The organism is Thermogutta terrifontis, from assembly GCF_002277955.1.
GTDB lineage: Bacteria > Planctomycetota > Planctomycetia > Pirellulales > Thermoguttaceae > Thermogutta > Thermogutta terrifontis.
The window spans coordinates 611,502-636,187 of record NZ_CP018477.1 but is presented as its reverse complement, the minus strand read 5'-3'; the positions used below and the strand labels follow the sequence as shown (position 1 = coordinate 636,187).

Sequence of the window (24,686 nt, the reverse complement as noted above, 5' to 3'; positions counted from 1 at the left end):
GGGAATTCCGGAAGCTTCAGCACATGCCCGTGGACAACGGGTTGATAGCCTTCCATGTTAACTTCACTCGTCCTTCGCCCGCAACCAGCTTTGGATCGTGGGGGTATACGGACAGAGTTCTTCTTCCCGGAAGAAGATAGCCAGCTCGCGTGCCGCGGACTCCGGTCCGTCCGAGGCGTGGACGAGATTCATCTGCCGGGAGCAGCCGAAATCACCGCGGATGGTGCCGGGCGTGGCGTTGAGGCCGTTGGTGGCACCCACCATGTCCCGCACCACACGAATCGCCTCCGGCCCTTCCACCACCATCGCCACCACAGGTCCAGACGTGATGAATTCCTCCAGCGACGGATACCAAGCCTTTTGGACATGCTCTGCGTAGTGCTTTCGCGCAAGCTCCTGGGTAACGCGGATCATCTTCATCGCGATGATGTTCAGGCCTTTGTCTTCAAACCGGCTGATGATCCGCCCCATCAGTCGGCGCTGCACACAGTCTGGCTTGAGCAACACAAGGGTGCGTTCCATTCCCGATGCCTCCGTCCTTTTCTTCCGCAGAGCAATTCTTGCCGAAAAATCTTAATTCCATTAGCCAGCGCAGAGAGAGAAAATCTTCATGCTAATGGGAAAGCCAAATCCCCTCAAGGACCAGCCGCTTTGATCCACCCGCGGTTTTTCAAAAACCACTGAGATGGCACGGATGCAATGTGTTGTAGGGCCAATTCATGAATTGCCCCTACCAACCCTTGTGACGTCCTATATGTAAGGGCGTTCGCGCGCGGAAAGGGCCTGCTCCGGAGGGACGTGCTTGTCACGTCCGCAGTTTAATGATAGACGATGCCTTGCCTTTCGGCGGGCACGACAAGCGTGCCCCTCCATTTCCGATCGACCTGCCGCACAGGTCCATTATTCGGAGGGACCTGCTTGTCAGGTCCGCTTATCAACGTTCGATCACCCATTGACTTTCAGCGGGGACTGAAGTCCCGCGATGAAAGCGGGGCTAAAGCCCCGCACTCCATGGAGTGCGGCGATTCATCGCCGCTTTTTGGTGAAGGCTTTAGCCTTCACCACCTTGCCGTCGGCCCGGATGGCACGACGATGACCGGTCGGAGTGGAGCCCGACGCCCCAAACCACACAATGGGGATCCGCATAATTGGAGGGACCCGCTTGTCGGGTCCGCTTTCCAATCACGGATAATCCATAGCCGTTCGGCGGGCACGACAAGCGTGCCCCTCCGAATCATTGTTTGGAGGAACCTGCTTGTCAGGTCCGCTTGTTTGAGACATGGGTGCTTATCACGTCCGCATTCCGCGGGTTGAACGGTAGGGGCAATTCATGAATTGCCCCTACAACACTTCCGTCCGTTGTTTGACGTTCAATCGTCAATGGCTTCTCGGCGGGGACTGAAGTCCCGCGATGAAAGCGGGGCTAAAGCCCCGCACTCCATGGAGTGCGGCGATTCATCGCCGCTTTTCGGTGAAGGCTTTAGCCTTCACAACCTTGGCGTCGATCCGGATCGAAACGGGGTAGCGGTCGGGGCGGAACCGGAGCCTCTAATCCATCCAATGGAAGGACACGTTCCAGGGCGTCCATTCATGCGTTGTCAGGTTCATCTTCCGGAGGGCCCCGCTCGTCGCGTCCGCTCGCGCACGTTCGATCATCCATTCGCTTTCACCGGGCACGACAAGCGTGCCCCTCCGGAAGAACCTCGGAGGGACCTGCTTGTCAGGTCCGCTTGTTTCAGACGTAGGTGGTTATCACGTCCGAATTCCGCGGGTTGAACGGTAGGGGTAATTCATGAATTGCCCCTAACGGGATCCGATCCATTTGGCCATGTTCCATGTGTTGTCGAGGCAATTCATCAATGGCCCCTTTAGCACGTTGTGCCTGTGACATCTCATGATTCCTGCACGGGTGGGGATGGACGGAAAGCCAGGCGGCTTGACGGCGTGGAGTGAGTAGTATATACTACACAGCATCATGAGCACATTCGGTGATTATCTTCGACAACGACGCGAAGCCCTGCGAAAAAACGATCCCGCCTACTCGATCCGGCGAGTGGCGGCACAGGTCGGCATTGAGCCGTCCTACTTGAGTAAGATCGAGCGGGGCGAACAACCGCCCCCTTCCGAGAAAACGATCGTGGCGCTGGCACGCGTCCTCGGGGAAGATTCCGATGTTTTGCTGGCGCTTGCGGGAAAGGTCTCCAGTGACTTGGCCGAGGTCATTCGCAAACGTCCGCAACTGTTTGCGGAACTGATTCGCCAACTGAAGGATTTGCCGGACCACGCTGTCTTGCGAATCGTCCGGGAGGTTCGGGATGGTCATTGGTAACGAACGTACGCTGTTACCTCGTGTCGATTCTGTATCACCCTGAGTGAGGAGAAAAGCCATGATCGAGCTGAAAGGGGACGAGCTTGTGTTTCGATTTCCAGAGGTGCATGAAAAGGCCAGGTTACGCATAAGCTTTCAGCGAACATTACGCATCCCGGACGATAACAATGATTATCCCTTGCCGCCGGGACTGGGCCGGTTCCCGCTTCGGCACGTCGATGATTTTGCGGACCGTGTGCCACGTCGCTGGCTCGAACACGGAGGGGTCATGTTTCCGATGTACCAGTCGGAAGCGATGTGGATCGATTTTGAATCGGATTGGATAAAGGGCCACTCTGCACAATATCCCTTCGCCGTGAAGGTGGCAACAGGCAAGATCAACGTGGTCACGGGGGAACCGTGGACTCGCGCTCTCCACAACGACCCGCAAGACTATATGGTCATTCCCGAGCAGCCGTGGTTGGACGGTTACTGTGTTGAGAAAGGCGTGATCCGACAGTTTGTGGCCATGCCCTTGGGCGCAGGCTATTCCGCTGAGGAACAGATCACCGGCGAAGCAGAACACGGTGGAATTCAGATCATTGCTTATCCGATGAAGCGAAAGGCGTTCGAACGTTACTTCCCAGCTTCTCGCGAAGATGATAGGTGTTCGTTCCCTACGGTTGCTTTACAAGAAGAGGTCTTGTGCGGCCCTGCCATGGGCTTGGCGCCCGGTGGCCGCATGCGTCAGATGATCTATGAAGATCCCTACGAGTTGGATGATTGGGACCAGGAACACTTTAGTCGGTGTTTTGTTCACATTGCCAACTCGCTTGTCTGGCGGTCGATAACGGGAGAGGCGCCGCCGACCGTCCCTCCGACCGCAAAGGAGTACACCGACGCCGGTCTGCCTTGGTTCGATTACTATGACGAAACCCTCAATGCGGTCGAAGGTTCTTCCACCTTGCAGGGGTTGAAAAGTGTTCTGACTCTCGGCAAGGAGAAAAAAGATGTCCCTTTGCCCGAAAACTGTCCTGTCACGCCAGAGATAGTTATCAGACTGCGACGGGGATTGACAAAGGACCAGGTGCGTGAGGGAGCCTTCTAGTCGAACCGTTGCCTCGCACTCGCTCTAATCGTATATCATAGATGACTGTCTTCTATCGGACCTACTAACGATAGAACTAAGACCCTATCCGAAAACCAAACGGCGCCGCGGAATTCAAGCCAAACTTGACGTTTTCGGATAGGCTCTAAGCAAAGGACCGTCCTGCGCTCCAGGAGTTGTCGGACCTGAACCTGGGAAAATTGACCGGCCGAACGAGACGAGCCGTTGCCGGTTGCGACGGTTCGTTGACAGTCGTGAGTTCCGTCCCAAGATTCTGGAAATTTCCCCCGGGCACGATAAGCGTGCCCCTCCGGAAGAACCTCGGAGGGACGTGCTTGTCACGTCCGTGTGTTGGGACTGGGGAGGGACCTGCTTGTCAGGTTTGAGACGTAGGTGCTTATCACGTCCGCATTCCGCGGGTTGAACGATAGGGGCAATTCATGAATTGCCCCTACCAATCCTTGTGACGTCCTATGTGTAAGGGCGTTCGCGCACGGAAAGGGCCTGCTCCGGAGGGACGTGCTTGTCACGTCCGCTTTCCTATCACGGATAATCCACAGCCGTTCTGCGGGCACGATAAACGTGCCCCTCCGGAAGAACCTCGGAGGGACGTGCTTGTCACGTCCGTGTGTTGGGACTGGGGAGGGACCTGCTTGTCAGGTCCGCTTGTTTCAGACGTAGGTGCTTATCACGTCCGCATTCCGCGGGTTGAACGGTAGGGGCAATTCATGAATTGCCCCTACAACACTTCCGTCCGTTGTTTGACGTTCAATCGTCAATGGCTTCTCGCCGGGGACTGAAGTCCCGCGCCGAGAGCGGGGCTAAAGCCCCGCACTCCATGGAGTGCGGCGATTCATCGCCGCTTTTCGGTGAAGGCTTTAGCCTTCACCACCTTGCCCTCAACCCGGATGGTACGACAATGACCGGTCGGAGTGGAGCCCGACGCTCCAAACCACACAATGGGGATCCGCATAATTGGAGGGACCTGCTTGTCGGGTCCGCTTTCCTATCACGGATAATCCACAGCCGTTCTGCGGGCACGATAAACGTGCCCCTCCGGAAGAACCTCGGAGGGACGTGCTTGTCAGGTCCGCTTTCGAAAGGGAAGTGCCTGGCAGGTCCGTCTGTCCACTATTGGATAACCCATTTCCGCCTCCCATGGGCACGACCAGAATGCACCGGTTGGGGGCCATACATCAATGACCCCCACAACGCAGCGCGCCTTGGGCATCTTACTGATCTTTACCAAGAAGGGGATGGATCAGCGATCGCGATTCGCACGCCCTGGGCGCGGGCAGCATGCAGCCTCAAAGCGACGCGCAACTTGCGAAGCAGCAGGAAGTTCCGCGTCGTGTTCAGCGCGACTGCTCCAACGTGAGAAACAGCACGCTGTGCGCAGGCAGTGTGCCCCGCACCTGCGTAGCGCCGCTGTCGATTTCGACGTTCCAATTCTTCGAGACATCGCGCACAAAGTTGTCTGGCGATGTGAGAAGCGGCGAGCGATCCAAATCGTCATCGGAGAGTAGCTTGGCGAAAGCCAGTCGGCCCTGAAAGTTTTTGATCAAAAGACGGCACGGGACCTCTTGCGTCCAGGATCCATTGGCGAGCACGCAGAACACCTGGCGCTTCTGGGCATCGGTGGTCAGCAGAAGGGGCGTCATGGGGCCTTCGATCTGTTGATCGCCGACCAGGCCACGCATTGTGACAAACGGGGCTGTTCCCTGAAACTCCACCACAGAGTCCCCCACATGGCGAATGAAGTGGTAATACAGCCAGTACAGCATGGTGCGGGCGGAGGGCTGATCCGTCACGAGAATATCGAACCCCAGCCCCCGTGAATGGCCCAGCATTTGCCAACCAGAAGCACCCGCCAGCGGTTGCTCGCGGACGTAGTAGATCATGCGTATCGCCCGATGGAGTACTCCGATGATATTTCCATTGCGATTGGCATAGTCAGGGCGTTCTCCATTTGGACCAGAAGAGTGCATCCCCCATTCGGTGTCCAGTTGATAGACCCGGCGATTGGGGTTGTACGCATTGAGGAGGGCCTGTGTCTGCTGGATGCGATACAGAACTCGATAATTCTGCCCGAGAACAAGCTCCTCGAACGAGCTTTTGTAGGCGTTCTCAAAACCATAATAGTGCGCGACCGCGAAGTCATAAGAGCCTGCCGCATTTTTCAGGATGTAATTTCCCCAGCGTGGCCGGCCGATGTGAATAGCCACTCCCACCTGGGCCGTGGGATCGACCTTGCGAATGGCAGCCGATACGGCTTTGACGTGCGCGATATAGTCATCGGAAGTGGGAAAGGCCCCACCCATGCCAACGCTGTTGCTGAAGGTTTGAGAATAAGGTTCGTTGGACACCTCCCAGTAGCGAAAACCGTATCCCTTCGACCGGGCATAACGAACGGCTTGAGCCCAGGTCTCCGGCGGAAGTTTGCGATTGGCACTTTGCTCCTCCAGCTCGACAACCATCATCTCGTAAGGCAGGTTGATCCGCCGGCAGAGCAGGGCGAGCCGATCGATCGCCATTTCAATCGACCAGGGCGGCTGATCTTTTTGGGGTGGCTCATGTCCTACCCCATACACCCGACTCAACGGCAGTCTTAATTCGCGGATTGCCATTTCCAATTCGCCCGGCAGGTTGTACTCGCCTTTGGCATCGAAAGGAAAACCGGTGAAACCGACCAATCTGTGAAACGACAGGCCGCAGGCCGTTTTCAGGGCTGGTCGTCCGCTCTGCCGGAGATCGGCAGCGACATCCAACGAAGCGCCGGGTGTCAGACGGTGGGGAAGAGGTGTGATTGACAAAGTGGCGGGGTTGATCAGTCGCGCTCCTGCCGGCATTCGCCGCGGAATGACCACCACATCATCCACCCACATCGTACACTCCACGCGTGGATCGCCCGCGGCCTGAAATCCCAATATCAGATAGCGGGAGGACTCGGCAAAGAAATCCACACTCTCGCGAATCTCGAAGCGATATTGCCGCCACTGGGTGTCCAGAGAAATGGCGGCATTCAAGGGCGATTCCGCGTCAATGAAAGGCCGGATCGACTGGTACCCGATGACCATAAAACGCCCCTGGCAGGGCCTGTCCGCCCGGGCAAAGAAGCTGATCTCGTAGGCCATGCCCGGCTCCGGCCGAATCGCCGACTCGGGATCGGTCACGATGTAGCCCGCTGTATCCTTGGGATGAAAAATCCGCAGACTGGCTTTGCCACTTCGGCGGATCTGTGTATCCCGCTGGTAATATTCAGGATTTTTATATTGCTGAGCACCCCACATGACCCAGCCGAACGGCGGTTTGCGGTCTTCATCACGTTCCAGATCCCCGTTGACAATCAGATTCCGCGACGCTGTCACCGCAGGTGACTCGCTGGCGACCAACCGCCCAGCACCGCTGGGAACCTTCAGGACAAGCGTCACAACGAGCAGAATTGACAAAAAAGATTTTAAAAGCATTCCAAATTTTCCGGTCATCGCCATTTAGCTCCGAATTTCAGGAAACGACCAGGGCTCGGTCTTTTTTTAAAGTCCCTTTTTCCGTTCGGAGGGAGCGACGCGCTCCGGTTTTGACCGACTCCAGAGTTTTTTTATTTTATAACCGTCGAGGAAGCATCACTTCGGCCGGTTTCATATTATCTCGGGCTTGAATTTGAATTCAAGCAGTTTGGCGCGTTAAGCCCTCTCCACTTTTGCAAAACCCACGCCATGTTCCGAGCGCGATGTGTTGCAGGGGTAATTCATGAATGGCCCCTACAAGGTCGGAAGGACCTGCCTGTCAGCTCCATCCTCGGAGGGACCTGCTCGTCAGGTCCGTTTTTTTCGACCGTTGATAATCCATTTCGTTCTGCGGGCACGACAAGCGTGCCCCTCCGACCTTTCGGAGGGACCTGCTCGTCAGGTCCGTCTGTCCAACATTGGATAACGCTTTTCCCCTTCTCACGGGCACGATAAGGGTTCACCGGTCGGGAAATTCATCAATCGCCGTCGGAACACGTGGGCCGATGGCTAATCGATCGCATATCGGTAGGGGCAATTCATGGATTGCCCCTACGTTTAAGCCTCAACTGTGCTAAACAGACACAACCCGGACGGTGAAACGGTCAGGATGTGGACCTGCCAGGCAGGTCCTGCCAAGCTGAACCTCTCGCCCGCCCAAAAGCTTTTTGAAGCCTGCACCTTTTCAGCGATAGAGTCAAACCGGGCACGGGATTGACGCTTTCCCAATTGACTTGCACTACGCAGGGGAACAAGTACCATAATGCCGTTTAATGTCGTGATTTGGAGTTGCTCGATCCACGGGCGGGAACGCCCTCTGCCAAAAGGTCCTCGCCATGATCGCCCATCTTCAGCATGCTCCCGGCACAGAGCCTCCACCCTATCGCGGAAGCACAGGCTACGTGCTCCTGCTTACCGTCGTTGCTGCCCTGGGGGGATTGCTGTTTGGATACGACACGGCCGTGATAGCGGGCGCTATCGATTACCTGACAGAGCACTTTCAGCTTTCGCCAGAGCTGAAAGGTTGGGCAACCTCGAACATTCTGCTTGGATGTGCCCTTGGCGCGGCGGTGGCCGGGCCGCTCGCGGACTATCTCGGCAGGCGATGGGTGCTCGTACTCTCTGCCATATTCTTCGCCATTTCGGCTATTGGCACAGCCATCCCCACCACGCTGACACAATTCGTTCTTGCGCGGATGCTGGGCGGCCTGGCGGTTGGAGCAGCTGCCATCGTTTCACCCCTTTACATCGCCGAGATTTCTCCTGCCCCTATCCGTGGAAGGCTGGTGGCCCTCCAGCAGATTGCCATCATCTCGGGGATGGTGGTGGTCGCCATTGTGAACTGGGTCATCGCGCTCCAGGGGGATCATGCCTGGAATGTGACGACCGGGTGGCGCTGGATGTTCGGCTCGGAAACGCTGCCCGCCGTCCTGTTCCTCGCCTGTCTGACCCTCGTTCCGGAAAGTCCTCGCTGGCTGATCAAGATGGGCAGAACGGCGGATGCGCTCGCCGTACTCACCCGGCTGGCCGGGCCGGAGCGAGCAAACTGGGAAGCGGCAGATATTCAGCGCACTGTGGCGGAAGAAACTGGCCGATTAAGTGAACTGCTTCGTCCCGGTTACCGGCGGATTCTCGTGATCGGCGTCATTCTTGCGATCCTTCAGCAAATCACCGGGATCAACGCCATCGTCTATTATACGCCCAGCATCTTTCGCAGTTCCGGCAGTACCGACATCTGGGCCCTGTTCTGGACGATCATCACGCAGGCCGTCAATCTAACCTTCACTCTGGTTGCCATTGCCGTAGTGGATCGATTGGGGCGAAAACCCCTCCTGCTTCTTACGTCCACGGCGATGGGAGTTTCGCTTGTGCTCCTGGGCTGGGCATTTCATCAGCAATTGCCCAATACCTGGGTTGTGGTGTTCATCCAGCTTTACATGGCGTCCTTTGCGGTGGGCATGGGACCGGTGGTGTGGGTTGTGCTGGCGGAAATGTTTCCCACCCGAACACGCGGTCTGGCCATGGGGATTGCCACGGTGGCCCTGTGGCTGGCGGACTTTCTGATCACGCAGACCGCTCCCATGATGTACGCGGCGTGGGGACCCGCCTCGGCGTTCTGGACGTATGCCGTGATGTGCGCGGTGTGCCTGGTGTTTGTCCTGCTGTTCGTGCCAGAAACAAAAGGCAAAACACTGGAAGAGATCGAGCGGAGCTTTTTAAAACTGGGAACGACGGCATCCAGGTAACGCCGAATCACCCTTTCACAACACCGGCATTCTCAACGGAAGGTTCCGGGAAGGATGGAGAATCGGCGCGGCGGCTCAGCCTGCGGCACCGGAACGGTCTCCTCGCCGAAAGAGGGAATATTGGGCAGACCCTTGGTACCCGCCTGGCGTTCCAGGGCACCCCTGACGCCCAGCAACTCGGGATGGCGGGCAATTTTGTCGCTGAACACGCGAAGATCGCTGATTACCGGTCGGAGATCCTGCGTCAACTGCTGAACGTTGGTCATGGTGCGATCGAGTTTCTGGTAGAGCGTGGGATCCCGCACGAGACGGCCGAGCGTGGAATCCTCGCGGTTCAGGTTTTCACCGAACTCGGCGAGCTGGGCGGTCACGCGCTCCAAGTTCTGCAAACTGGTATCCAGGCGACGGACCATGGCAGCCCCGTTTTCCGCCAGCGGGCTCGTCACCCCACGAAGGTTGTCCAAATTTTCCCTCGCCACGCGAATCGTCTGGTTGGCTTCGTCGAGGGTGTGACGAAGATCGTCCACCACCTGGGGAACGCGGCTCAGCGTATCCTTCAGCCGCTGTTTCAGCTCCGGGTCTCCCACGATGTCATTGGCGTTACTCACCGTCTGCTGGGCAAGCGTCACCGTCTTGTTAGCGTTGGCGAGCAGGTCCTTCAATTGCTGTTCGTTATCCGTGAGAATGCGATTGACGGAGCGCACCGTATCCCCCAAGTCGGCCGCCGTCTGGTTCACTGAATTGATCGCCGTTACCAGCCGTTCCTGCAGGTTGGTGAGAATCACGATGGGATCTGGAGGGACGATTCCCTGCATGACATCGCCTTCCTTGAGAGGTTCGGTCGAAGCGTTGGGGTCCGGGGAGAGCGAGATCTCCAGGGTGGAATCCCCCAGCAATGCCCGATTCAATCGACACACTTCGTTGCGGCGAAGCACGTATTTGCGTTCGACGCGGGCGGTGACGAGCACATTCCCCTCGGGGGTCAATTGCACATCGGTCACGTGACCGATGACAATCCCGCTTTTCCGCAAGGGGGAGCGCTCGGCCACACCGGGGGCCTCGGGAAAGCGGATGTAGATGGTGTATTCCGCAGGAAAAGGCCATCGCCATTCTCCAAACGTCACCAGCAAAATGGCGGCAATGAGAATGGACGCCAGCACCATCACCCCGATTCGGAACTGCATGAGCCGTTCATCCATGGGCCGACTCCTCCGCAGAGTGCGGGTGATTATTTTCTTCGCGAGCCATTTCCATCAGACGTTCCCCCGCCTCGCCACGGACAAATTGAATGACCCGGCGATCGTCGGCTTTTTCGATCTCTGCAGCTGGGCCATCATAGAGGATCTGGCTCTCCCCGGGTTTAAGTCGCGCGAGCGGGTAGAGCATGACGATGCGATCGCACACTTTGGTGGCTGTGCGCATGTCATGCGTGACGATGACACTCGTCACAGGATGTTGGCGCCGGGTGCGGAGGATGAGTTCGTTGATCACATCGCTCATGATGGGATCCAGTCCCGTCGTAGGTTCGTCATAAAGCATCAGTTCCGGCTCCAGAGCAAGGGCCCGGGCAAGACCCACCCGCTTCCGCATCCCACCTGAGATCTCTCCCGGCTTTTTGCGAAGGACACTCATGGGCAGCCCAACTTCCGCCACCCTCGCCCGAACAATGGCCTGAATTTCGTCCTCACTCAATTGTCGGTGCTGACGCAGGGGAAAAGCGATGTTTTCGCCGATCGTCATGCTGTCAAAAAGGGCTGCATTCTGGAAGACGAATCCCATTCGGGTGCGCAGTTGTGCCAGCTCCGCGGCGTTGAGGCGAAATAAATCCTGACCGTCGAAGAAGACCTTGCCACGAGTGGGTCGCTGGAGGGCCACGAGTGTTTTCAGGAACACCGTCTTTCCGCAGCCACTTTCCCCCAGGATCGCCACGGTCTCGCCCCGCCGTATCTGGAGGGAAATGTCCCGCAGCACCGTCTGACGGCCGAAGGTCACCGTCAGGTGGTCCACTTCCACCAGGACATGGCCGTCAGTCGGAGCGGCGGTGGCTGTCGGGCTGACGTGGGGTTCTGTGGCATAGGTCATGACGGCTGACGAACGTCGCACCTCCGAAGTGTCACTGGGTAATCTCGCATTAAATCAACCGCGGGCCCTGCGGAAACAGCACATTGTAGAGCGCATCGAAACCGATTCCCAAAAGCAGATCCAGAAGCAGGATCGTCACGAACGAATGGACAAACGCGTAGGTGGCAGCGCGGCCGACGCCTTCCGCGCCCGGATCACAATGAAAACCATGGTGGCAACCGATCACGGCGATGGCGCCTCCGAAAAACAGCGTTTTGGCCGTTCCCGAGAACAGATCAAACCACCCCACATAATTTGCGGAGTTCTGAAGGTAATAGTAGGCGTCGATGTGCAGCAGGTAAACGCTGTAATAGTATCCCCCGACCACGCCCATGAAGTCGGCCACCAGCGTGAGCGCGGGAATGAGCACCAGGCAGGCAAGAAACCGGGGAACGACAAGGTAATGGATGGGGTCCGCCCCCATGACAGCCAGGGCGTCGATCTGTTCCGTGACCCGCATTGTGCCCAACTCGGCCGCCATCGCACTGCCCACCCGACCGGCGAGCATGGTGGCGGCCAGGACCGGCCCAAGCTCGCGGACGAGTGACATATTGATGACCGCCCCCAGCCGGGTTTCCAGGTTGAGCATTTTGAACTGGGCGTAGCTCTGCACGGCGAGGACCATCCCCACAAATGTCCCAGTGAGGGCCACCACCGGGAGGCTGAGCACCCCGATCTGATAAAAATTCCAGATAATCGTCTCCCGTCGAGGGCGCCGGATGACAAGCCAGCGGAGCGTTCTCGCGAAGAACAGCGAAATGCTCCCCAGCCCGACGATCCAGTCCATCGTTCGGGCACCGACGTCCGCCACCCATTGGGCAAAGTTGTTGAGCATTCCCCCGGGTACACCGGGGAGTCCGTTGGGCGAGCGTAGTGAAGCTGTACTCACCGCATGCCTCCGAGAGAGCCTGGACGATCTGCGTGGGGTCAGACCTGTCCCACAAGTGCGCAATGCCCCTGCTCTCTCTTCGACTTTATCGAATGTACGGCTTGAGACAAACGTAGGGGCAAGACGGTTGGTTCAAAAAAAAACGACACGCTAACGTCCCGACAGAACTGCCAAATCAACCTGCGGACTACATATTGCCCGGAGTTTTTATCACCCCCTAGCCCCCTGCTCACTGCCGGGTAACATTGCCCGATCCTGCGAAAAGGGACCCTTCAGGGCAGCGGAAGCGGTGGCTCGGCCGCATATTCTTCATAAAGCTGAGGGATTTTTGCCTCTGCTGTGCGTCCCTTGTGGAGAATGACGCGGTACCGGAGCTCGATGCTTTGGCCCTTCCCCAGAGTGTAAGCGCCGCTGACATCGGAGCGCCCGACAAAATCATGCCAGCCGAACGGGTTGGCCGCAAACAGGCCGTAGGTTCGCACGTGCCAGTAGGTAGGAAACCGGAAACTGCTGGGGTGATTGAGGACGGCAATTCCCACGATCTCGCTGTCCACCGGGCCCGAGTAGTCAACCCACTTCGCCTTTTTACCCCAGGCATCTTTATCTTCTTGACCTTCGCTATTCACGATCTTTCCGCCTTTTTTCGCATCCACGGTCATGGAGTCAGCCACGCGAAGCCCAAATGTCCCCTCCTTGGTGTCGCCGAAGGTCACATTGTCGGCGACGGCCGTCAGACGGATGGCAAAATCGATGACGCGGTTTTCCCCGAGTGGGTAAAAGACCAGCTTCCGAACGTCGTTGAGCAGCACCGTTCCATCAGGTGCGACCCAGTCATTGCGGGTAACGACCACCGCTTTGGCGCCCCCTTCCAGGGTAACAAATTCGCGGTGAACGGTTTTACCTCGACCGGGTGCTTCCTCCCAGAAACTGATGCCATTGACATCACCGTGGGTAAACCACAGAGAGCGCTGGTGCGGATGGTCGTGCTTCTCCCCCTCGCCGGGGCCCATGGGCCATTCGCGAGTGAAAGGCTTGCCCGTCGGGCCGATGATCGGCCAAACGTAGGGCTTGAATTCCCCATCGGCCACATAGGCTGCCCAGAGTTCTCCGTTCCCCAGTATTTCCACCCCGTGATCGGTCTTCTGGATGGAAAAAGTGGCGGCCGGGGAGGGCTCTTTGCCAGCCCCACCTGTGGGGAACGCGATTGCAGCCGCGACCGGTATCGCCCAAAAGAAGCTGGACCGCCAGCATCGGGGAAAACTCCTCTCAGTCATGGAAGTCTCTCCTTGATCCGCTAAAATAAGCGCCAACTTTACCCCGTGACTGACAGAGATTGTAATCCCAAGCCGCCGGAATTGCTATCGAGCGGATCGAGGATGCGGAAGCGGGATCGCCCCGGGCTGCCGGCCGTTGGTCCGAGTCCAAAACACACGGCAAAGGTTCTTGCGAGAAAATAGGATTCGTTCGCGTAAATTGCAATCCCTCCACGTAAGATGAATATAGGGAGGGACTTGGTTGGGAAAGTGTGAAAGGGGCGACTTCCCTCTGTGGCATCGAGATTCATCGACTACTGGGAGGGTGCAACCGATGGAGTCACTGCAAGGACACCTGCTCGCTGCTTCGCCATATCTCGTGGATCCCAATTTCGTGGGAACGGTGGTGCTCATTATCCAGCACAATGAGAACGGCGCGTTCGGCGTCATTCTCAATCGGCTCCACCCCAAGCGGATCAAGGAACTCTGGGCCGAGGTCTCGAATACACCCTGCGTCAATGACCGATTTCTGAATATCGGTGGACCCGTCAGCGGCCCGCTGATGGCGCTCCATGACGTACCGGAACTGGCCGAACTGGAGGTCATCCCCGGCGTTTACTTCTCGCTTCAGCGTCACAACCTGGAGCGCCTGATGACAGAGGAAGGACACGAAGCCCGGGTGTTCCTCGGACATTCGGGTTGGGCGGGAGGTCAGTTGGAAGGTGAGCTGGCCCAGGGTTCCTGGCTGGTGGCCAAGGCCACAAAGGACCTGGTGTTTCCCGAAAACGAGCGTGAGCTGTGGAAACGAGTCGTCTTTTCGATTGGCCGCACGATCCTTGTTAACGCCCTGAACCTGAGGCATCAACCGGCTCATCCGTGGCTGAATTAAGCCCTTTCGGGCCCGCCAGGTCCCTTTCCCATCGTTCGGCTTTCATCGAGTGGCGATTCTCCTGTCAATTTCAGCGAGGATTTTCACGAGTGGCCAGCCAGATGGCCAGTCCTGCGTACAAAAGTGCCAGTGCCAGGGGATGTCCCGCGGCGAGAAGCCAGATTCCGCCCCCCACTACGAGAGCCAACCCCAGGCCGTTCTGAAAAGCCGGAGTGAGAATCTCCCGGCGTCGGGCGCAAAAGCGTGAACACTGCGCACGCAGTTGATCCCGAAGCTGCAGGCGAAGGCGGACAATCTCCCGGTGCAGTCGCCTTGGGGGCGACTTACGGCGGGTGTTGTCCTCGTCTCGCTGCGGTTGTGGTGAAGCCATCCGGGGGACCCTGAACGACCCAGCCCCCGGTTTGAGGGAGCCTCCAACCTATCAATCCATCACGCCTGGCCGAGCGACTTTTTGGCGGCCGCTGCGACATTTTCGGGCGTGATTCCGAAGTGTTTCATGAGCACTCCGGCGGGAGCGGAGGCCCCAAAACCTTTCATTCCTACAAAGATCCCCTTCGGCCCGAGATAGCGCTCCCATCCCTGCGCGATGCCGGCCTCCACGGCCACCCGTGCCGCCACTTCCGGCGGCAGGACAGACCTGCGGTACTCTTCCGGCTGGCTTTCGAAGAGTTCCCAACTCGGCATGCTCACGACTCGGGCGGCAATCCCGTCCTGGGCAAGTAGCTCGCGGGCAGCCAGGCATACAGCCACTTCGCTTCCCGTTCCGATGAGAATCACATCCGGTGGCAACTTGGAAGCTTCGGCCAGAATGTACGCCCCGCATGCCAGTCCGGCTGCCGAGGCGTATTGACTCCGATCCAGCGTGGGCAGGTTTTGCCGCGTCAGAATGAGGGCGACCGGATTACGACGCATCCGCAGCGCCACACGGTAGGCTTCTGCCACTTCGTTGGCATCGGCGGGGCGAATGACCACCAGATGAGGAATCGCCCGCAAAGCCGCCACATGCTCAACCGGTTGATGCGTCGGGCCATCCTCGCCCACCCCGATCGAATCGTGAGTGAAGATGTGCAGAACAGGCAATTCCATCAGGGCAGCCAGACGGATCGCCGGCCGCATGTAATCGCTGAAAACCAGAAAGGTCCCTGCATAAGGGCGAAGCCCACAGAGGGCCAGACCGTTGCTGATCGCTCCCATCGCGTGCTCCCGGATTCCATAATGAAGATTCCGCCCGGCGTAATTGTTCGCGGCGAAATGACCTGCCTCCGGGAATGTGAGGAGCGTGTTATTGGATGGCGCCAGGTCGGCCGAACCACCGATCATCCACGGGATGCGCTTGGCGACGGCGTTGAGGACCTTCCCGGAGGACGCTCGGGTGGCCAGACCTTTAGCATCAGCGGGAAACGTGGGGATGTCGCGATCCCAAGCCTCAGGAAGCTCTCCGCTCGTGATCTTTCGGATTTCCTCGGCCTCTTGGGGATAGCTTTGAGCGTATTTTGCGAAAAGTGACTCCCACTGCTCCCGGAACTGCGGCCCCCGCGTGCCAATTCCCTGACGGAAATGCTCCAACACTTCCGGCGGTACAAGAAATTTGGCGTCCACCGGCCAGCCGTAAAATTGCTTGGTCAACCGAATTTCTTCCTCGCCGAGCGGAGCCCCGTGGGCCTCGTGAGTGTTCTGCTTATTGGGCGCTCCCCAGGCGATAATGCTCTTGACGATGATAAGCGTGGGCCGCTCACCTGCAGGATTGAACCGCTTGAGAGCATTCCGCAGGCTATCAAGATCGTTGACGTCGCCCACGCGGTACACATCCCAGCCGTAAGCTTGAAAACGCGTGGCGACGTCTTCACTGAACGCCAGCGACGTGTGGCCTTCGATGGTGATCTGGTTGTCGTCGTAAATCCAGCAGAGATTTCCCAGCTTAAGATGACCGGCCAGTGAAGCCGCTTCGCTGGAGATGCCCTCCATCAGGTCGCCATCGCTGCAGAGCACATAGATGCCGTAATTAAATAGATCGAAGCCCGGTCGGTTGTAGCGTGCGGCAAGCCATTTTCCGGCGATGGCCATGCCCACACTCGTCCCCACGCCCTGACCAAGCGGACCGGTAGTCACTTCAACGCCGGAGGTATGCCGGTACTCCGGGTGGCCCGGACAACGACTGTGAAGCTGCCGGAATTGCCGGATGTGTTCCAGAGGCACCGCCAACTCCCCGGTGGGTCTGCCATTCTCATCCACCTGCTGGACCTGCGCCAGGTGCAGCAGCGAGTAAAGAAGCATCGAGGCGTGCCCGCAAGATAGGACGAATCTGTCCCGATTGACCCACAGGGGATGCGTGGGATCATAACGAAGAATTTCGTTGAAGATGACATACCCAACCGGGGCCAGTGCCATCGGGGTGCCAGGATGGCCGCTCTTGGCCGCTTCCACGGCATCCATGGAGAGCGTTCGAATGGTGTTGATTGCGAGTTGCTCGATTGAACAGGTGTGGGGTTCCGCCATTGTCACTCCCTGAAGTCTTTAGAAAGATGCAGGTCCTGTGTCCTCACGATTTGCCCGATTTTCTCAATATTCGGTGCGCGTATCCTCCAACACATTCGGTGGGCCGGGCTGGTTTTGCACGGATCGCGACGTCCGGTGATTATTCTCGCTGAATATCCTCTGTGCTACCCGCCCGCGGATCAGCAGGGGAATCACACTTCGACCAAAAAAACCTGAAACGTCCAATTTAGGGGCGAACCCAAGCACCGTCAACGCAGCGCGGCACCGACGTCATATGGGACTCGGCGAGCGTGCCCGTCCGCTGTTTCGGAGGAACCTGCTCGTCAGGCCCCCATTCCGACGTTTGGATGATCCGTTTCACGGGTGAGGCTCCAACTGCTCGGTTGGGTCGCTGGTGAGACAGCGAGGGGTGGGACAATTCATCAATGGCCCCGCCTTCCAGGCATCCCGAGCGTGCCACCGGGTCTTATTTTTGCTTTCCCCCATATCGAGGGGTTTTCATTTGTCACAAAGACATTATCTTGAGAGTCTTATAGGGCTTTGGGTTCCGAAATCGTTGCATAAAGCGGGGCGACCGGGGCGATTTTACGACAGCGTACCGTCGGGCGGCGTTCCGGGTTGCTGTCAGTAGCGGCCATCAAGGTCTAGGGGAACGGGCCAGTACCCTCCCGGATACGCCACATTTCCGCCTGACCAATAGCGGAACTCGGCCGGCAGTTAGGGGGACATTTCCGACGGAAATTTTTTGTGGGCTCGTTCCAGGACGTGTTGCCCGTGGAGTCGCCAATAAATAATTCATTAGAGAGCGTTTGTATCTGAAACGAGTCACCATTAGGTATCACATAACCCCCCGCCGCCTCCCCAAGTACTCGAGATTCTTCGCCTGGGGGCTCGACGTTTAAACCTGGAGGATCCTCCCCGGCTGAACCGCGAGGGGGTGTCGGGGCTTTCCTGAAACACGGGGGGCTGGGGCGGCTTGCTGGGAGTGATGGGTTGGAGTCACTGAGGGATTGGCTTTGGAATAGCGACAGGAGTGTGGTGAGACGCGATGTGTATCCTTGCTCTGCAATATCAAATAGCGAAAGACGCACCGATTCTTGTGGCACACAATCGGGAGGAGGCTCTTGATCGGCCGAGTCAACCGCCGCGGATCCAGTCCGGGCGACCCCGTGTGGTCTGTCCGGTGGACAGAAAAGCCGGGGGGACCTGGCTGGGCGTCAATCAGCATGGGTTGTTTGTGGCGGTAGGCAATCGGCCCAAGCGGAACGTCCCGCTGGAACCCATTTCCCGCGGCATCCTGTGCCGAAAGTTGCTGGGCTTCACCAACGCACGGGACGCTGCCCAGTACGCCGTCGAGGAACTTTCCACCGGCCAGTACATGGGTGCCAACTATATCTGCGCGGACGCCAACTTTGCCGCGGTGGTTTACGGCGGCGACGAAGTTCGTCTGGTGGAGCTTCCGCCCGGACTCCACATTTTGACCAATGGGGACATCAACGACCCGAACGACTCCCGCCAGGAATTTGTGCGACGGCTGCTCACGTTGCAACGGCTGGATTCCGCCGTGGCGTTCTTGGCGGTGGCCAGTCGAACGTTCGCCCGACGGTGTGACGCCAACGGGAAGTGGGGGGTCGTATTTACCCGGGGCAATTTCGGAACGGTCAGCTCCACCCTCCTTTCTCTCACTAAGAAGACGCACCACTCGATCCTGCAGTATTCCGCGGGGCCGCCGGACCAGGTTCCCTATGAAGATTACTCGGCCCTGCTACGGCAGGTGCTCTCGAGCGACCGCGCAGCCAGGGCGCAAATGGCCAAAAAGGGCGTCACCTGTCCGCCGCAGACCTCCGGCGCATGACACGGGGCTGACCCACCCGAGAACTCCGTGGCACGCCAACTAAAAACGGAGACTGCAATCGGGCAATAAGCTAATTCCGCTGCGAACGGTCACTCACCCAAAAACTTTGCAATGTGTCGCTCGAAATGTCCGGGGTGTCCAGGGAACTGCCCCGGCTATTTTTTTGCGCGTGCTGATGCCCGCCGTCGTGCGCATATTATTGTGGAACAATCATTTACAACTGTTATGCGACTGCTGGCAGATCACTTCGGCGAATTTTTTGAAAGATCGACCGCCCATCGATATACACTATCCCTTGACTAAATATTCGGATTGATATGATTGAATGATCCCGACAGCGGTGTCGGGACAATGGCAAGGGTTGCTCCCACGAAGGATATCTACTTGGCAGGTGTTTGGTTCGTTTTGAGTTAAAGAGGAGGTTCAGTCCATGGCAGTGCTCGTATCGAAAGAAGCCCCCGATTTCAAGGCAACGGCCGTCATGCCGGATGGCTCGTTCAAGGAAATTTCGCTCAAAGATTACCGTGGCAAATACGTGATTCTGTTCTTCTGGCCCCTGGACTTCACGTTCGTTTGCCCCACCGAGATCATCGCCTTCTCAGATCGGGCAGAGGAATTTGAGAAGCTCGGCGTGCAGATTCTTGGTTGCTCGGTAGACAGCCACTATACCCACCTGGCCTGGCGTAACACGCCTCGCAGCCACGGTGGCATTGGCCAGGTCAAGTATCCGCTCATTGCCGATTTGAGCAAGAAAATCGCCCAGGACTACGACGTGCTGCTGCCGAATGGCGTGGCCTTGCGGGGATTGTTCTTCATCGACAAGCAGGGCATCGTGCGGCATCAGGTGGTTAACGACCTGCCGCTGGGCCGAAGCGTGGATGAGGCTCTCCGCGTGGTCAAGGCCTGGCAGTTCTACGAACAGCATGGCGAAGTCTGCCCGGCCGACTGGAACGAGGGAAAACCCACCATCAAGCCCGATCCCAAGGCGAGCCAGGAATTCTTCTCGAAGGTTTACAAGGATTGATCGCGTCCCCGTACCACCTGCCGGATTAAGCCGGATCAGGGCGTTAACTACAGACGGGGCGGCGAAGTGAGAGGCCGCCCGTCTGCGAAAACGAGGACTGGCGATTTCACGATGTCCCAGGACGACCTCGCCTACCCAGGCGGGGTCGCTTTGTTTTTTTCAAAAAGGAAACCAAAATGAAAGATTCGCAAGAGGTTATCGCACCTCGGGCTGGTTCCTTGAAAGCGTTCCGCCGCTCGATGGGCGTGTTACTCCGAAGGGGGCGAGAAAGACATATTTCGCGCATGCTGCTCGAAGGCTAGCTGCGGTCATTGACGTCAGTCTGCAAAAAGGTGACACCGGATCACAACGATGGAGAAACTGGCCGTTATCTTCGATATGGATGGCGTCCTCATCGACTCGTACCATGCGCACTTTGAGAGCTGGCGGATCATTGCGGCGGAAGAGGGTCTCCAGATCACCGAGGAACAATTTGCCAAAACATTCGGGCGAACGAGTCGCGAAATCATCGCCGCTCTGTGGGGACAGCACACGCCGAACGACGCCAAGATTCTGGAACTGGATGAGCGAAAAGAGGCGGCATTTCGCGAACTGATTAGGGAGAATTTTCCCATCATGCCGGGTGCCCCGGAGCTTCTGGAATCACTCCATCAGGCGGGTTTCGCATTGGCGATTGGCTCGTCTGGCCCACCGGAGAACGTGGAGTTGACCGTGCGGAAGTTGGGGCCGGCCGCCCATTTCGGAGCGATCGTCACAGGCAAGGACGTGACCCGGGGGAAACCTGATCCCCAAGTATTTCTTCTGGCGGCGGAGCGTCTGGGTGTTGATCCCCGCTACTGTGCCGTGGTGGAAGATGCACCGCCGGGCATTGAGGCGGCGCACCGGGCGGGGATGAAGGCCGTTGGACTGGCCAGCACAGGTCGAACAAAAGAAATGCTGGCGGCGGCTGATCTGGTGGTGTCCTCTTTGAAGGAACTGTCTCCGGCGGTTTTTCGTAGGCTCATTCTGGGCGAAGAGTGAACGCCGAACGTGGAAGCACCGAACAAAAAGTTGGCTGGTGCCAGACGAATGAATGGCGGTTAAGGTTTGGATGGTGGATGATCAGAGGTCGCCATGCTGGCGAAGCGTGTGATTCCGTGTCTCGATGTTGATCGTGGCCGCGTCGTCAAGGGGACCAAGTTTCTCAACCTCCGCGATGCCGGTGACCCCGTGGAAGTGGCCGCCCGATACGAAGAAGAAGGCGCTGACGAGTTGGTCTTTCTGGATATCACGGCCAGCCATGAGGGACGGGAGATCATGCTGGACGTCGTTCGGCGGACCGCGGAGGTGGTCTTCATGCCATTGACGGTAGGTGGTGGCATCCGCACCCTGGACGACATCCGCAAGCTCCTCAACGCGGGGGCGGATAAGGTCTCCATCAATTCGGCCGCTTGCCGGAATCCTGAATTTGTCTATCAGGCGGCTCGCAGATTCGGCAGTCAGTGCATCGTCGTGAACATTGACCCCAAACGCGTCATCAAGGACGGCAAAGAGTTCTGGGAGGTCCATATCAACGGCGGGCGGGTGGGCACCGGACTGGAGGCGGTGGCCTGGGCGAAAGAGGTGGAACGGCTGGGCGCCGGGGAGATCGTGCTGACCTCGATGGATGCAGACGGCACGCAGGCCGGCTACGATCTGGAGATCACCCGAGCCGTGCGGGAGGTCGTGTCGATTCCCCTTGTGGCCAGTGGTGGGGCGGGGTGCCCCCAGCACATGGCCGACGCGATTCTCAAAGCGGGGGCCGACGCCGTACTGGCCGCCGGAATCTTCCATTTCGGCCAGTACACGATCCGAGAGACCAAGGAGTATCTGCGCCGCTGCGGAATCCCGGTCCGGCTGTGAAGGGCCTACGTTTCCGCCACAGGCGTTTCCGATCATAATAAACATTTGGTTGGGTACGTGGGGGTTCCGGGAAAGGAGGCCTTGGCGCCGCACGGAGGGGTCTTGTCGCAGGGGCGGGCAGACCGCCCTGTAGCTCAGGCACGTCATCGCAGAAAAGCGAGGTTGGGAAAATGGCTACAATGCAGGAGCCGGTTCGGCCAGTATTCGGCAAGCGACCCAAAAATCTGGAAATCGATAAACTCTTCCGCGCTCTGGTCAAATTCGAGGGGAGCGACCTTCACTTGAAAGTCGGCAGACCGCCGTATATCCGGGTCGCGGGATCGCTGCGACCGTTAAACCACCCTCCGATTGATGAAGAGCAGATGATCCGGCTGATCCTGCCCATGCTGGACGAGCGACTGCGTCGCATCCTGGAGGAAGACGGAGGGTGCGATTTCGCCCACGTCGTGGATGTGGACGGCGTGACGTGGCGTTTTCGGGTGAACGTGCTTCAGCAGATGGGCTACCTGGGATTGGTGGCGCGACGCATCAATAACTACATCCCGGACTTCGAAAAACTCAATTTGCCCCCAATTCTGGAGAAGCTCTGTCAGTTTGATCAGGGGATGATTCTTCTCGCTGGTGTGACGGGGTCCGGTAAGAGTACGACCATTGCGTCGATGCTCAACTGGATCAATCGCCATTACCGCAAGCACATTCTCACCCTGGAAGACCCCATTGAGTTCACCTTCACGGAGGACAAATGTCTGATCAACCAGCGGGAAATCGGCATCGATGTGAAAAACTTCATGATCGGTATGAAACACGCCGTGCGTGAGGACCCGGACGTCATGCTCGTGGGCGAAATGCGTGACCGGGAGACCTTCGAGACGGCGATCCAGGCCGCGGAAACCGGGCACCTTGTGTTCGGAACAATCCACGCTTCCAGCGCCCCGAGCACCATCAGCCGTATTCTGGACCTGTTCCCGCAGGAGATGCACCGGGCAATCCGTAGTGCAATTGCCTTCAACATGAAGGCCATTATCGCCCAAAAGCTGCTGCCTTCCATTCATCCCGATTTCAAACGCGTGCCGGCTGTGGAGATCATGATTTTTAATCCCATGGTCAAGAAGCTGGTTCTGGAAGAGCAGGACCAGAAGCTGGCGGACGTCATTCGCATGTCGAAAGAGGAAGGCATGCAGGATTTCACGATGAGTCTGAAGGACCTTGTGGAGCGACGCCTGATCGATCGCGCCACGGCCTTCGAAGTGGCTCCCAATCCGGAAGCTCTCCAGATGGCTTTGAAAGGGATCGAAGTCAAGGCACCTGGGATTCTCTGATAGGCAACCTCATGACGCAGAGCAGTCTGTCGTTTCGGCAACTGGGTCGAATATTGTTTTCTCTGGCGGGAGCCAGCATGGGACTTACGTCGGCAGTGGCGTCGGCAGCCACGCCCTGGTTGCTGCCAGAGCTTCTCTGGGGTCAGGAGGGCGGAGGGTGGTCCGGCCCGGGCTTTTACTTCAGCATCCTCAAGATCGTCGCTTTTTTGATTGTGTATCTTCTTTGGGTGGCGATCGGGGATTGGATCAATCAGGATGTCCAGCGGTTGGACCTGGACCACAATCTCTGGAACGGCCTCTATTTCTTTTCCTTCGTGGCCGCGTTTTTCCTGTTTCTGCTGATCCCGTTCTTCCCTGTCGGATACCTTCTGGTCTGTCTGGCGACCTTCGTTCCGGCCCTGATTTACACCAGCCATCGCAACAAGAAAGTGTCGATCGAAGATCGCGTCCTTACGGCCGCCCATTTTAAGAGAATTATCGGCCGACTGAGCGGTAAAGAGGTCAAAGTGGCCGTTTCGCCGGACGATCTTCCTCCACCGATTCGTTTCGATCCTATCGCCAAGACTCAGCAGGAGAAGAACCTCCGCCTCATTCCGGCGCGGCAGCATCCGGGTTATCAGAGTGCCCGGGAATTCATCGCCGAGGCACTCGACCGACGTGGCGAAGCGATCGATCTGATGGTGGCTCCGACTTCCACGACGCTCCGCTACATGATCGACGGCGTGTGGATCAATATGCCTCCGGTGCCCCCGGAGTCCGCGATGGCAGCGGTTGAGGTACTGAAAATCCTCTGTGGTCTCAATCCCCAGGACCGCACAAGCCGACAGCAGGGCAAACTCGATCTTCGCTATCACGACGTGCCGCTGAGCCTTACCTTCGCCTCTCAGGGTGTGGCGGGTGGGGAGCGAGTTGTCATCCAGTTTTCGGAGAAGACGAGCCGATTTCGCAAGCTGGAAGACCTGGGGATGCGGCCCAAACTTCAGGAAACGATCAAGAATTTCCTCAACGCTCCCCAGGGAATCATCGTCTTTTCCGCACCGCCTGGTCATGGTTTGACGACCACGGTGACCTGTGCCATTCTCAGCGGAGATCGCTTCTCGCGGGAGTGGATCAGTATCGAAGACGAGCAGAAAACGTACGAGGTTATCGAGAACGTTCAACCCTACATCATCACCGCGCAGGATCGGCAGAATCTCGACGGCTTCCTGGACAAAGTGTTCCACATGGAGCCGAATGTCGTTGTGTGTCGCGACCTTCCCAATGGCAAGGTGCTCCAGCGGCTGGCGGAAGAAACCGAAAACAACCGGCTGGTCATCACCACGGTCCGCGCCAAGGACTGTTGTGAGGCCCTGCTCAAGCTCATGGCCCTTCAGCCACCCGCCAAGGCGTTTCCGGAGAAGGTAATCGGAGTGGTGAACCAGCGGGTGATGCGGCGACTGTGCGACAAATGTCGTCAACCGTATCCGCCTCCCCCGGAGTTACTTCAGCGATTGGGGATTCCACCAGGACGAATTCAGGCGTTCTTCCGTCCCCACGTGCCCACTCCGGAGGAAAAAGAAGTCTGCCCGCAATGCCAGGGATTGGGGTATTTCGGACGGTGCGCCGTTTTCGAGGTCCTGGTGGTCAACGACAATCTGCGAAAAATTCTTGGCCGACAGCCGGATTACGCCACACTCCGGAAGGCGGCCCGGGCGGCTGGGATGGCCACGCTCCAGGAAGAGGGCGTGCTCCTGCTGGCTCAGGGAATCACCTCCTACGAGGAACTTGCCCGCGTCCTCCAGGGCTGAGAAT

At 57.9% G+C, this 24,686-nt stretch carries 18 protein-coding genes; 10 read left to right on the top strand and 8 right to left on the bottom strand.

Annotated elements, in window-relative coordinates:
- Positions 1–63: 63 nt before the first annotated feature.
- Entirely contained in the window at positions 64–522 is a 459-nt protein-coding gene (gene ndk, locus THTE_RS02340; protein WP_095413927.1) for a nucleoside-diphosphate kinase, read from the bottom strand.
- A 1,453-nt stretch (positions 523–1,975) separates the two neighbouring features.
- On the opposite strand from ndk, the gene THTE_RS02335 reads away from it, so the two are divergent.
- Together THTE_RS02335 and THTE_RS02330 are read left to right on the top strand one after the other, a co-directional pair.
- Positions 1,976–2,329, top strand: coding sequence for a helix-turn-helix domain-containing protein (locus THTE_RS02335; RefSeq protein ID WP_095413926.1), 354 nt, complete (start codon positions 1,976–1,978; stop codon positions 2,327–2,329).
- A 58-nt stretch (positions 2,330–2,387) separates the two neighbouring features.
- On the top strand, positions 2,388–3,416 hold the full coding sequence (locus tag THTE_RS02330) for a hypothetical protein (protein WP_095413925.1): 1,029 nt from the start codon (positions 2,388–2,390) through the stop codon (positions 3,414–3,416).
- A gap of 1,355 nt (positions 3,417–4,771) precedes the next feature.
- Here THTE_RS02330 and THTE_RS02325 read toward each other — a convergent pair.
- Positions 4,772–6,883, bottom strand: a complete 2,112-nt coding sequence (locus THTE_RS02325) for a hypothetical protein (protein WP_157731644.1) — start codon at positions 6,881–6,883, stop codon at positions 4,772–4,774.
- Positions 6,884–7,758: 875 nt separating this feature from the next.
- On the opposite strand from THTE_RS02325, the gene THTE_RS02320 reads away from it, so the two are divergent.
- Positions 7,759–9,168, top strand: coding sequence for a sugar porter family MFS transporter (locus tag THTE_RS02320; protein ID WP_095413923.1), 1,410 nt, complete (start codon positions 7,759–7,761; stop codon positions 9,166–9,168).
- A 32-nt stretch (positions 9,169–9,200) separates the two neighbouring features.
- On the opposite strand, the gene THTE_RS02315 is transcribed toward THTE_RS02320, so the two are convergent.
- The 4 genes from THTE_RS02315 to THTE_RS02300 form a co-directional block, all read right to left on the bottom strand.
- On the bottom strand, positions 9,201–10,367 hold the full coding sequence (locus THTE_RS02315; RefSeq protein ID WP_095413922.1) for an MlaD family protein: 1,167 nt from the start codon (positions 10,365–10,367) through the stop codon (positions 9,201–9,203).
- Positions 10,360–11,250, bottom strand: a complete 891-nt coding sequence (locus THTE_RS02310; protein WP_095413921.1) for an ABC transporter ATP-binding protein — start codon at positions 11,248–11,250, stop codon at positions 10,360–10,362. Before THTE_RS02310 ends, THTE_RS02315 begins: the two co-directional genes overlap by 8 nt.
- Positions 11,251–11,299: 49 nt before the next feature.
- Positions 11,300–12,178, bottom strand: coding sequence for an MlaE family ABC transporter permease (locus THTE_RS02305; RefSeq protein ID WP_420823853.1), 879 nt, complete (start codon positions 12,176–12,178; stop codon positions 11,300–11,302).
- A gap of 272 nt (positions 12,179–12,450) precedes the next feature.
- A complete protein-coding gene (locus THTE_RS02300; RefSeq protein WP_095413919.1) occupies positions 12,451–13,452 on the bottom strand; it encodes a DUF6807 domain-containing protein in 1,002 nt (333 codons plus the stop codon).
- Positions 13,453–13,765: 313 nt separating this feature from the next.
- Between THTE_RS02300 and THTE_RS02295 the strand changes: the two genes are divergently transcribed.
- A complete protein-coding gene (locus tag THTE_RS02295) occupies positions 13,766–14,320 on the top strand; it encodes a YqgE/AlgH family protein (protein ID WP_095413918.1) in 555 nt (184 codons plus the stop codon).
- Between the two features lie 70 nt (positions 14,321–14,390).
- On the opposite strand, the gene THTE_RS02290 is transcribed toward THTE_RS02295, so the two are convergent.
- Together THTE_RS02290 and tkt are read right to left on the bottom strand one after the other, a co-directional pair.
- A complete protein-coding gene (locus tag THTE_RS02290; RefSeq protein WP_095413917.1) occupies positions 14,391–14,690 on the bottom strand; it encodes a hypothetical protein in 300 nt (99 codons plus the stop codon).
- A 59-nt stretch (positions 14,691–14,749) separates the two neighbouring features.
- Positions 14,750–16,816 carry a transketolase gene (tkt, locus tag THTE_RS02285; RefSeq protein WP_095413916.1) on the bottom strand — a complete coding sequence of 689 codons (2,067 nt, stop codon included), beginning with the start codon at positions 16,814–16,816 and terminating at the stop codon, positions 14,750–14,752.
- Between the two features lie 1,048 nt (positions 16,817–17,864).
- Between tkt and THTE_RS02280 the strand changes: the two genes are divergently transcribed.
- From THTE_RS02280 to THTE_RS02255, 6 genes are all read left to right on the top strand, one after another.
- Positions 17,865–18,671, top strand: a complete 807-nt coding sequence (locus tag THTE_RS02280) for an NRDE family protein (protein WP_095413915.1) — start codon at positions 17,865–17,867, stop codon at positions 18,669–18,671.
- 430 nt (positions 18,672–19,101) lie between these two features.
- Positions 19,102–19,695, top strand: coding sequence for a peroxiredoxin (locus THTE_RS02275; protein WP_095413914.1), 594 nt, complete (start codon positions 19,102–19,104; stop codon positions 19,693–19,695).
- Between the two features lie 351 nt (positions 19,696–20,046).
- Positions 20,047–20,715, top strand: coding sequence for an HAD family hydrolase (locus tag THTE_RS02270; RefSeq protein ID WP_095413913.1), 669 nt, complete (start codon positions 20,047–20,049; stop codon positions 20,713–20,715).
- A 93-nt stretch (positions 20,716–20,808) separates the two neighbouring features.
- The gene (gene hisF / locus THTE_RS02265; protein WP_095413912.1) at positions 20,809–21,576 is read left to right on the top strand and encodes an imidazole glycerol phosphate synthase subunit HisF; all 768 of its coding nucleotides are present in this window, start codon (positions 20,809–20,811) and stop codon (positions 21,574–21,576) included.
- A 170-nt stretch (positions 21,577–21,746) separates the two neighbouring features.
- Positions 21,747–22,895, top strand: a complete 1,149-nt coding sequence (locus tag THTE_RS02260; RefSeq protein WP_095413911.1) for a type IV pilus twitching motility protein PilT — start codon at positions 21,747–21,749, stop codon at positions 22,893–22,895.
- Positions 22,896–22,906: 11 nt separating this feature from the next.
- The gene (locus THTE_RS02255; RefSeq protein ID WP_095413910.1) at positions 22,907–24,682 is read left to right on the top strand and encodes a GspE/PulE family protein; all 1,776 of its coding nucleotides are present in this window, start codon (positions 22,907–22,909) and stop codon (positions 24,680–24,682) included.
- The last annotated feature ends 4 nt before the right edge of the window (positions 24,683–24,686 follow it).

Excerpts from the sequence above, each read along its gene's own strand:
- ndk (WP_095413927.1), bottom strand. The coding sequence starts at position 522 with ATGGAACGCACCCTTGTGTTGCTCAAGCCAGACTGTGTGCAGCGCCGA.
- THTE_RS02335 (WP_095413926.1), top strand. The coding sequence starts at position 1,976 with ATGAGCACATTCGGTGATTATCTTCGACAACGACGCGAAGCCCTGCGA.
- THTE_RS02330 (WP_095413925.1), top strand. The coding sequence starts at position 2,388 with ATGATCGAGCTGAAAGGGGACGAGCTTGTGTTTCGATTTCCAGAGGTG.
- THTE_RS02325 (WP_157731644.1), bottom strand. The coding sequence starts at position 6,883 with ATGCTTTTAAAATCTTTTTTGTCAATTCTGCTCGTTGTGACGCTTGTC.
- THTE_RS02320 (WP_095413923.1), top strand. The coding sequence starts at position 7,759 with ATGATCGCCCATCTTCAGCATGCTCCCGGCACAGAGCCTCCACCCTAT.
- THTE_RS02315 (WP_095413922.1), bottom strand. The coding sequence starts at position 10,367 with ATGGATGAACGGCTCATGCAGTTCCGAATCGGGGTGATGGTGCTGGCG.
- THTE_RS02310 (WP_095413921.1), bottom strand. The coding sequence starts at position 11,250 with ATGACCTATGCCACAGAACCCCACGTCAGCCCGACAGCCACCGCCGCT.
- THTE_RS02300 (WP_095413919.1), bottom strand. The coding sequence starts at position 13,452 with ATGACTGAGAGGAGTTTTCCCCGATGCTGGCGGTCCAGCTTCTTTTGG.
- THTE_RS02295 (WP_095413918.1), top strand. The coding sequence starts at position 13,766 with ATGGAGTCACTGCAAGGACACCTGCTCGCTGCTTCGCCATATCTCGTG.
- THTE_RS02290 (WP_095413917.1), bottom strand. The coding sequence starts at position 14,690 with ATGGCTTCACCACAACCGCAGCGAGACGAGGACAACACCCGCCGTAAG.
- tkt (WP_095413916.1), bottom strand. The coding sequence starts at position 16,816 with ATGGCGGAACCCCACACCTGTTCAATCGAGCAACTCGCAATCAACACC.
- THTE_RS02280 (WP_095413915.1), top strand. The coding sequence starts at position 17,865 with ATGTGTATCCTTGCTCTGCAATATCAAATAGCGAAAGACGCACCGATT.
- THTE_RS02275 (WP_095413914.1), top strand. The coding sequence starts at position 19,102 with ATGGCAGTGCTCGTATCGAAAGAAGCCCCCGATTTCAAGGCAACGGCC.
- THTE_RS02270 (WP_095413913.1), top strand. The coding sequence starts at position 20,047 with ATGGAGAAACTGGCCGTTATCTTCGATATGGATGGCGTCCTCATCGAC.
- hisF (WP_095413912.1), top strand. The coding sequence starts at position 20,809 with ATGCTGGCGAAGCGTGTGATTCCGTGTCTCGATGTTGATCGTGGCCGC.
- THTE_RS02260 (WP_095413911.1), top strand. The coding sequence starts at position 21,747 with ATGGCTACAATGCAGGAGCCGGTTCGGCCAGTATTCGGCAAGCGACCC.
- THTE_RS02255 (WP_095413910.1), top strand. The coding sequence starts at position 22,907 with ATGACGCAGAGCAGTCTGTCGTTTCGGCAACTGGGTCGAATATTGTTT.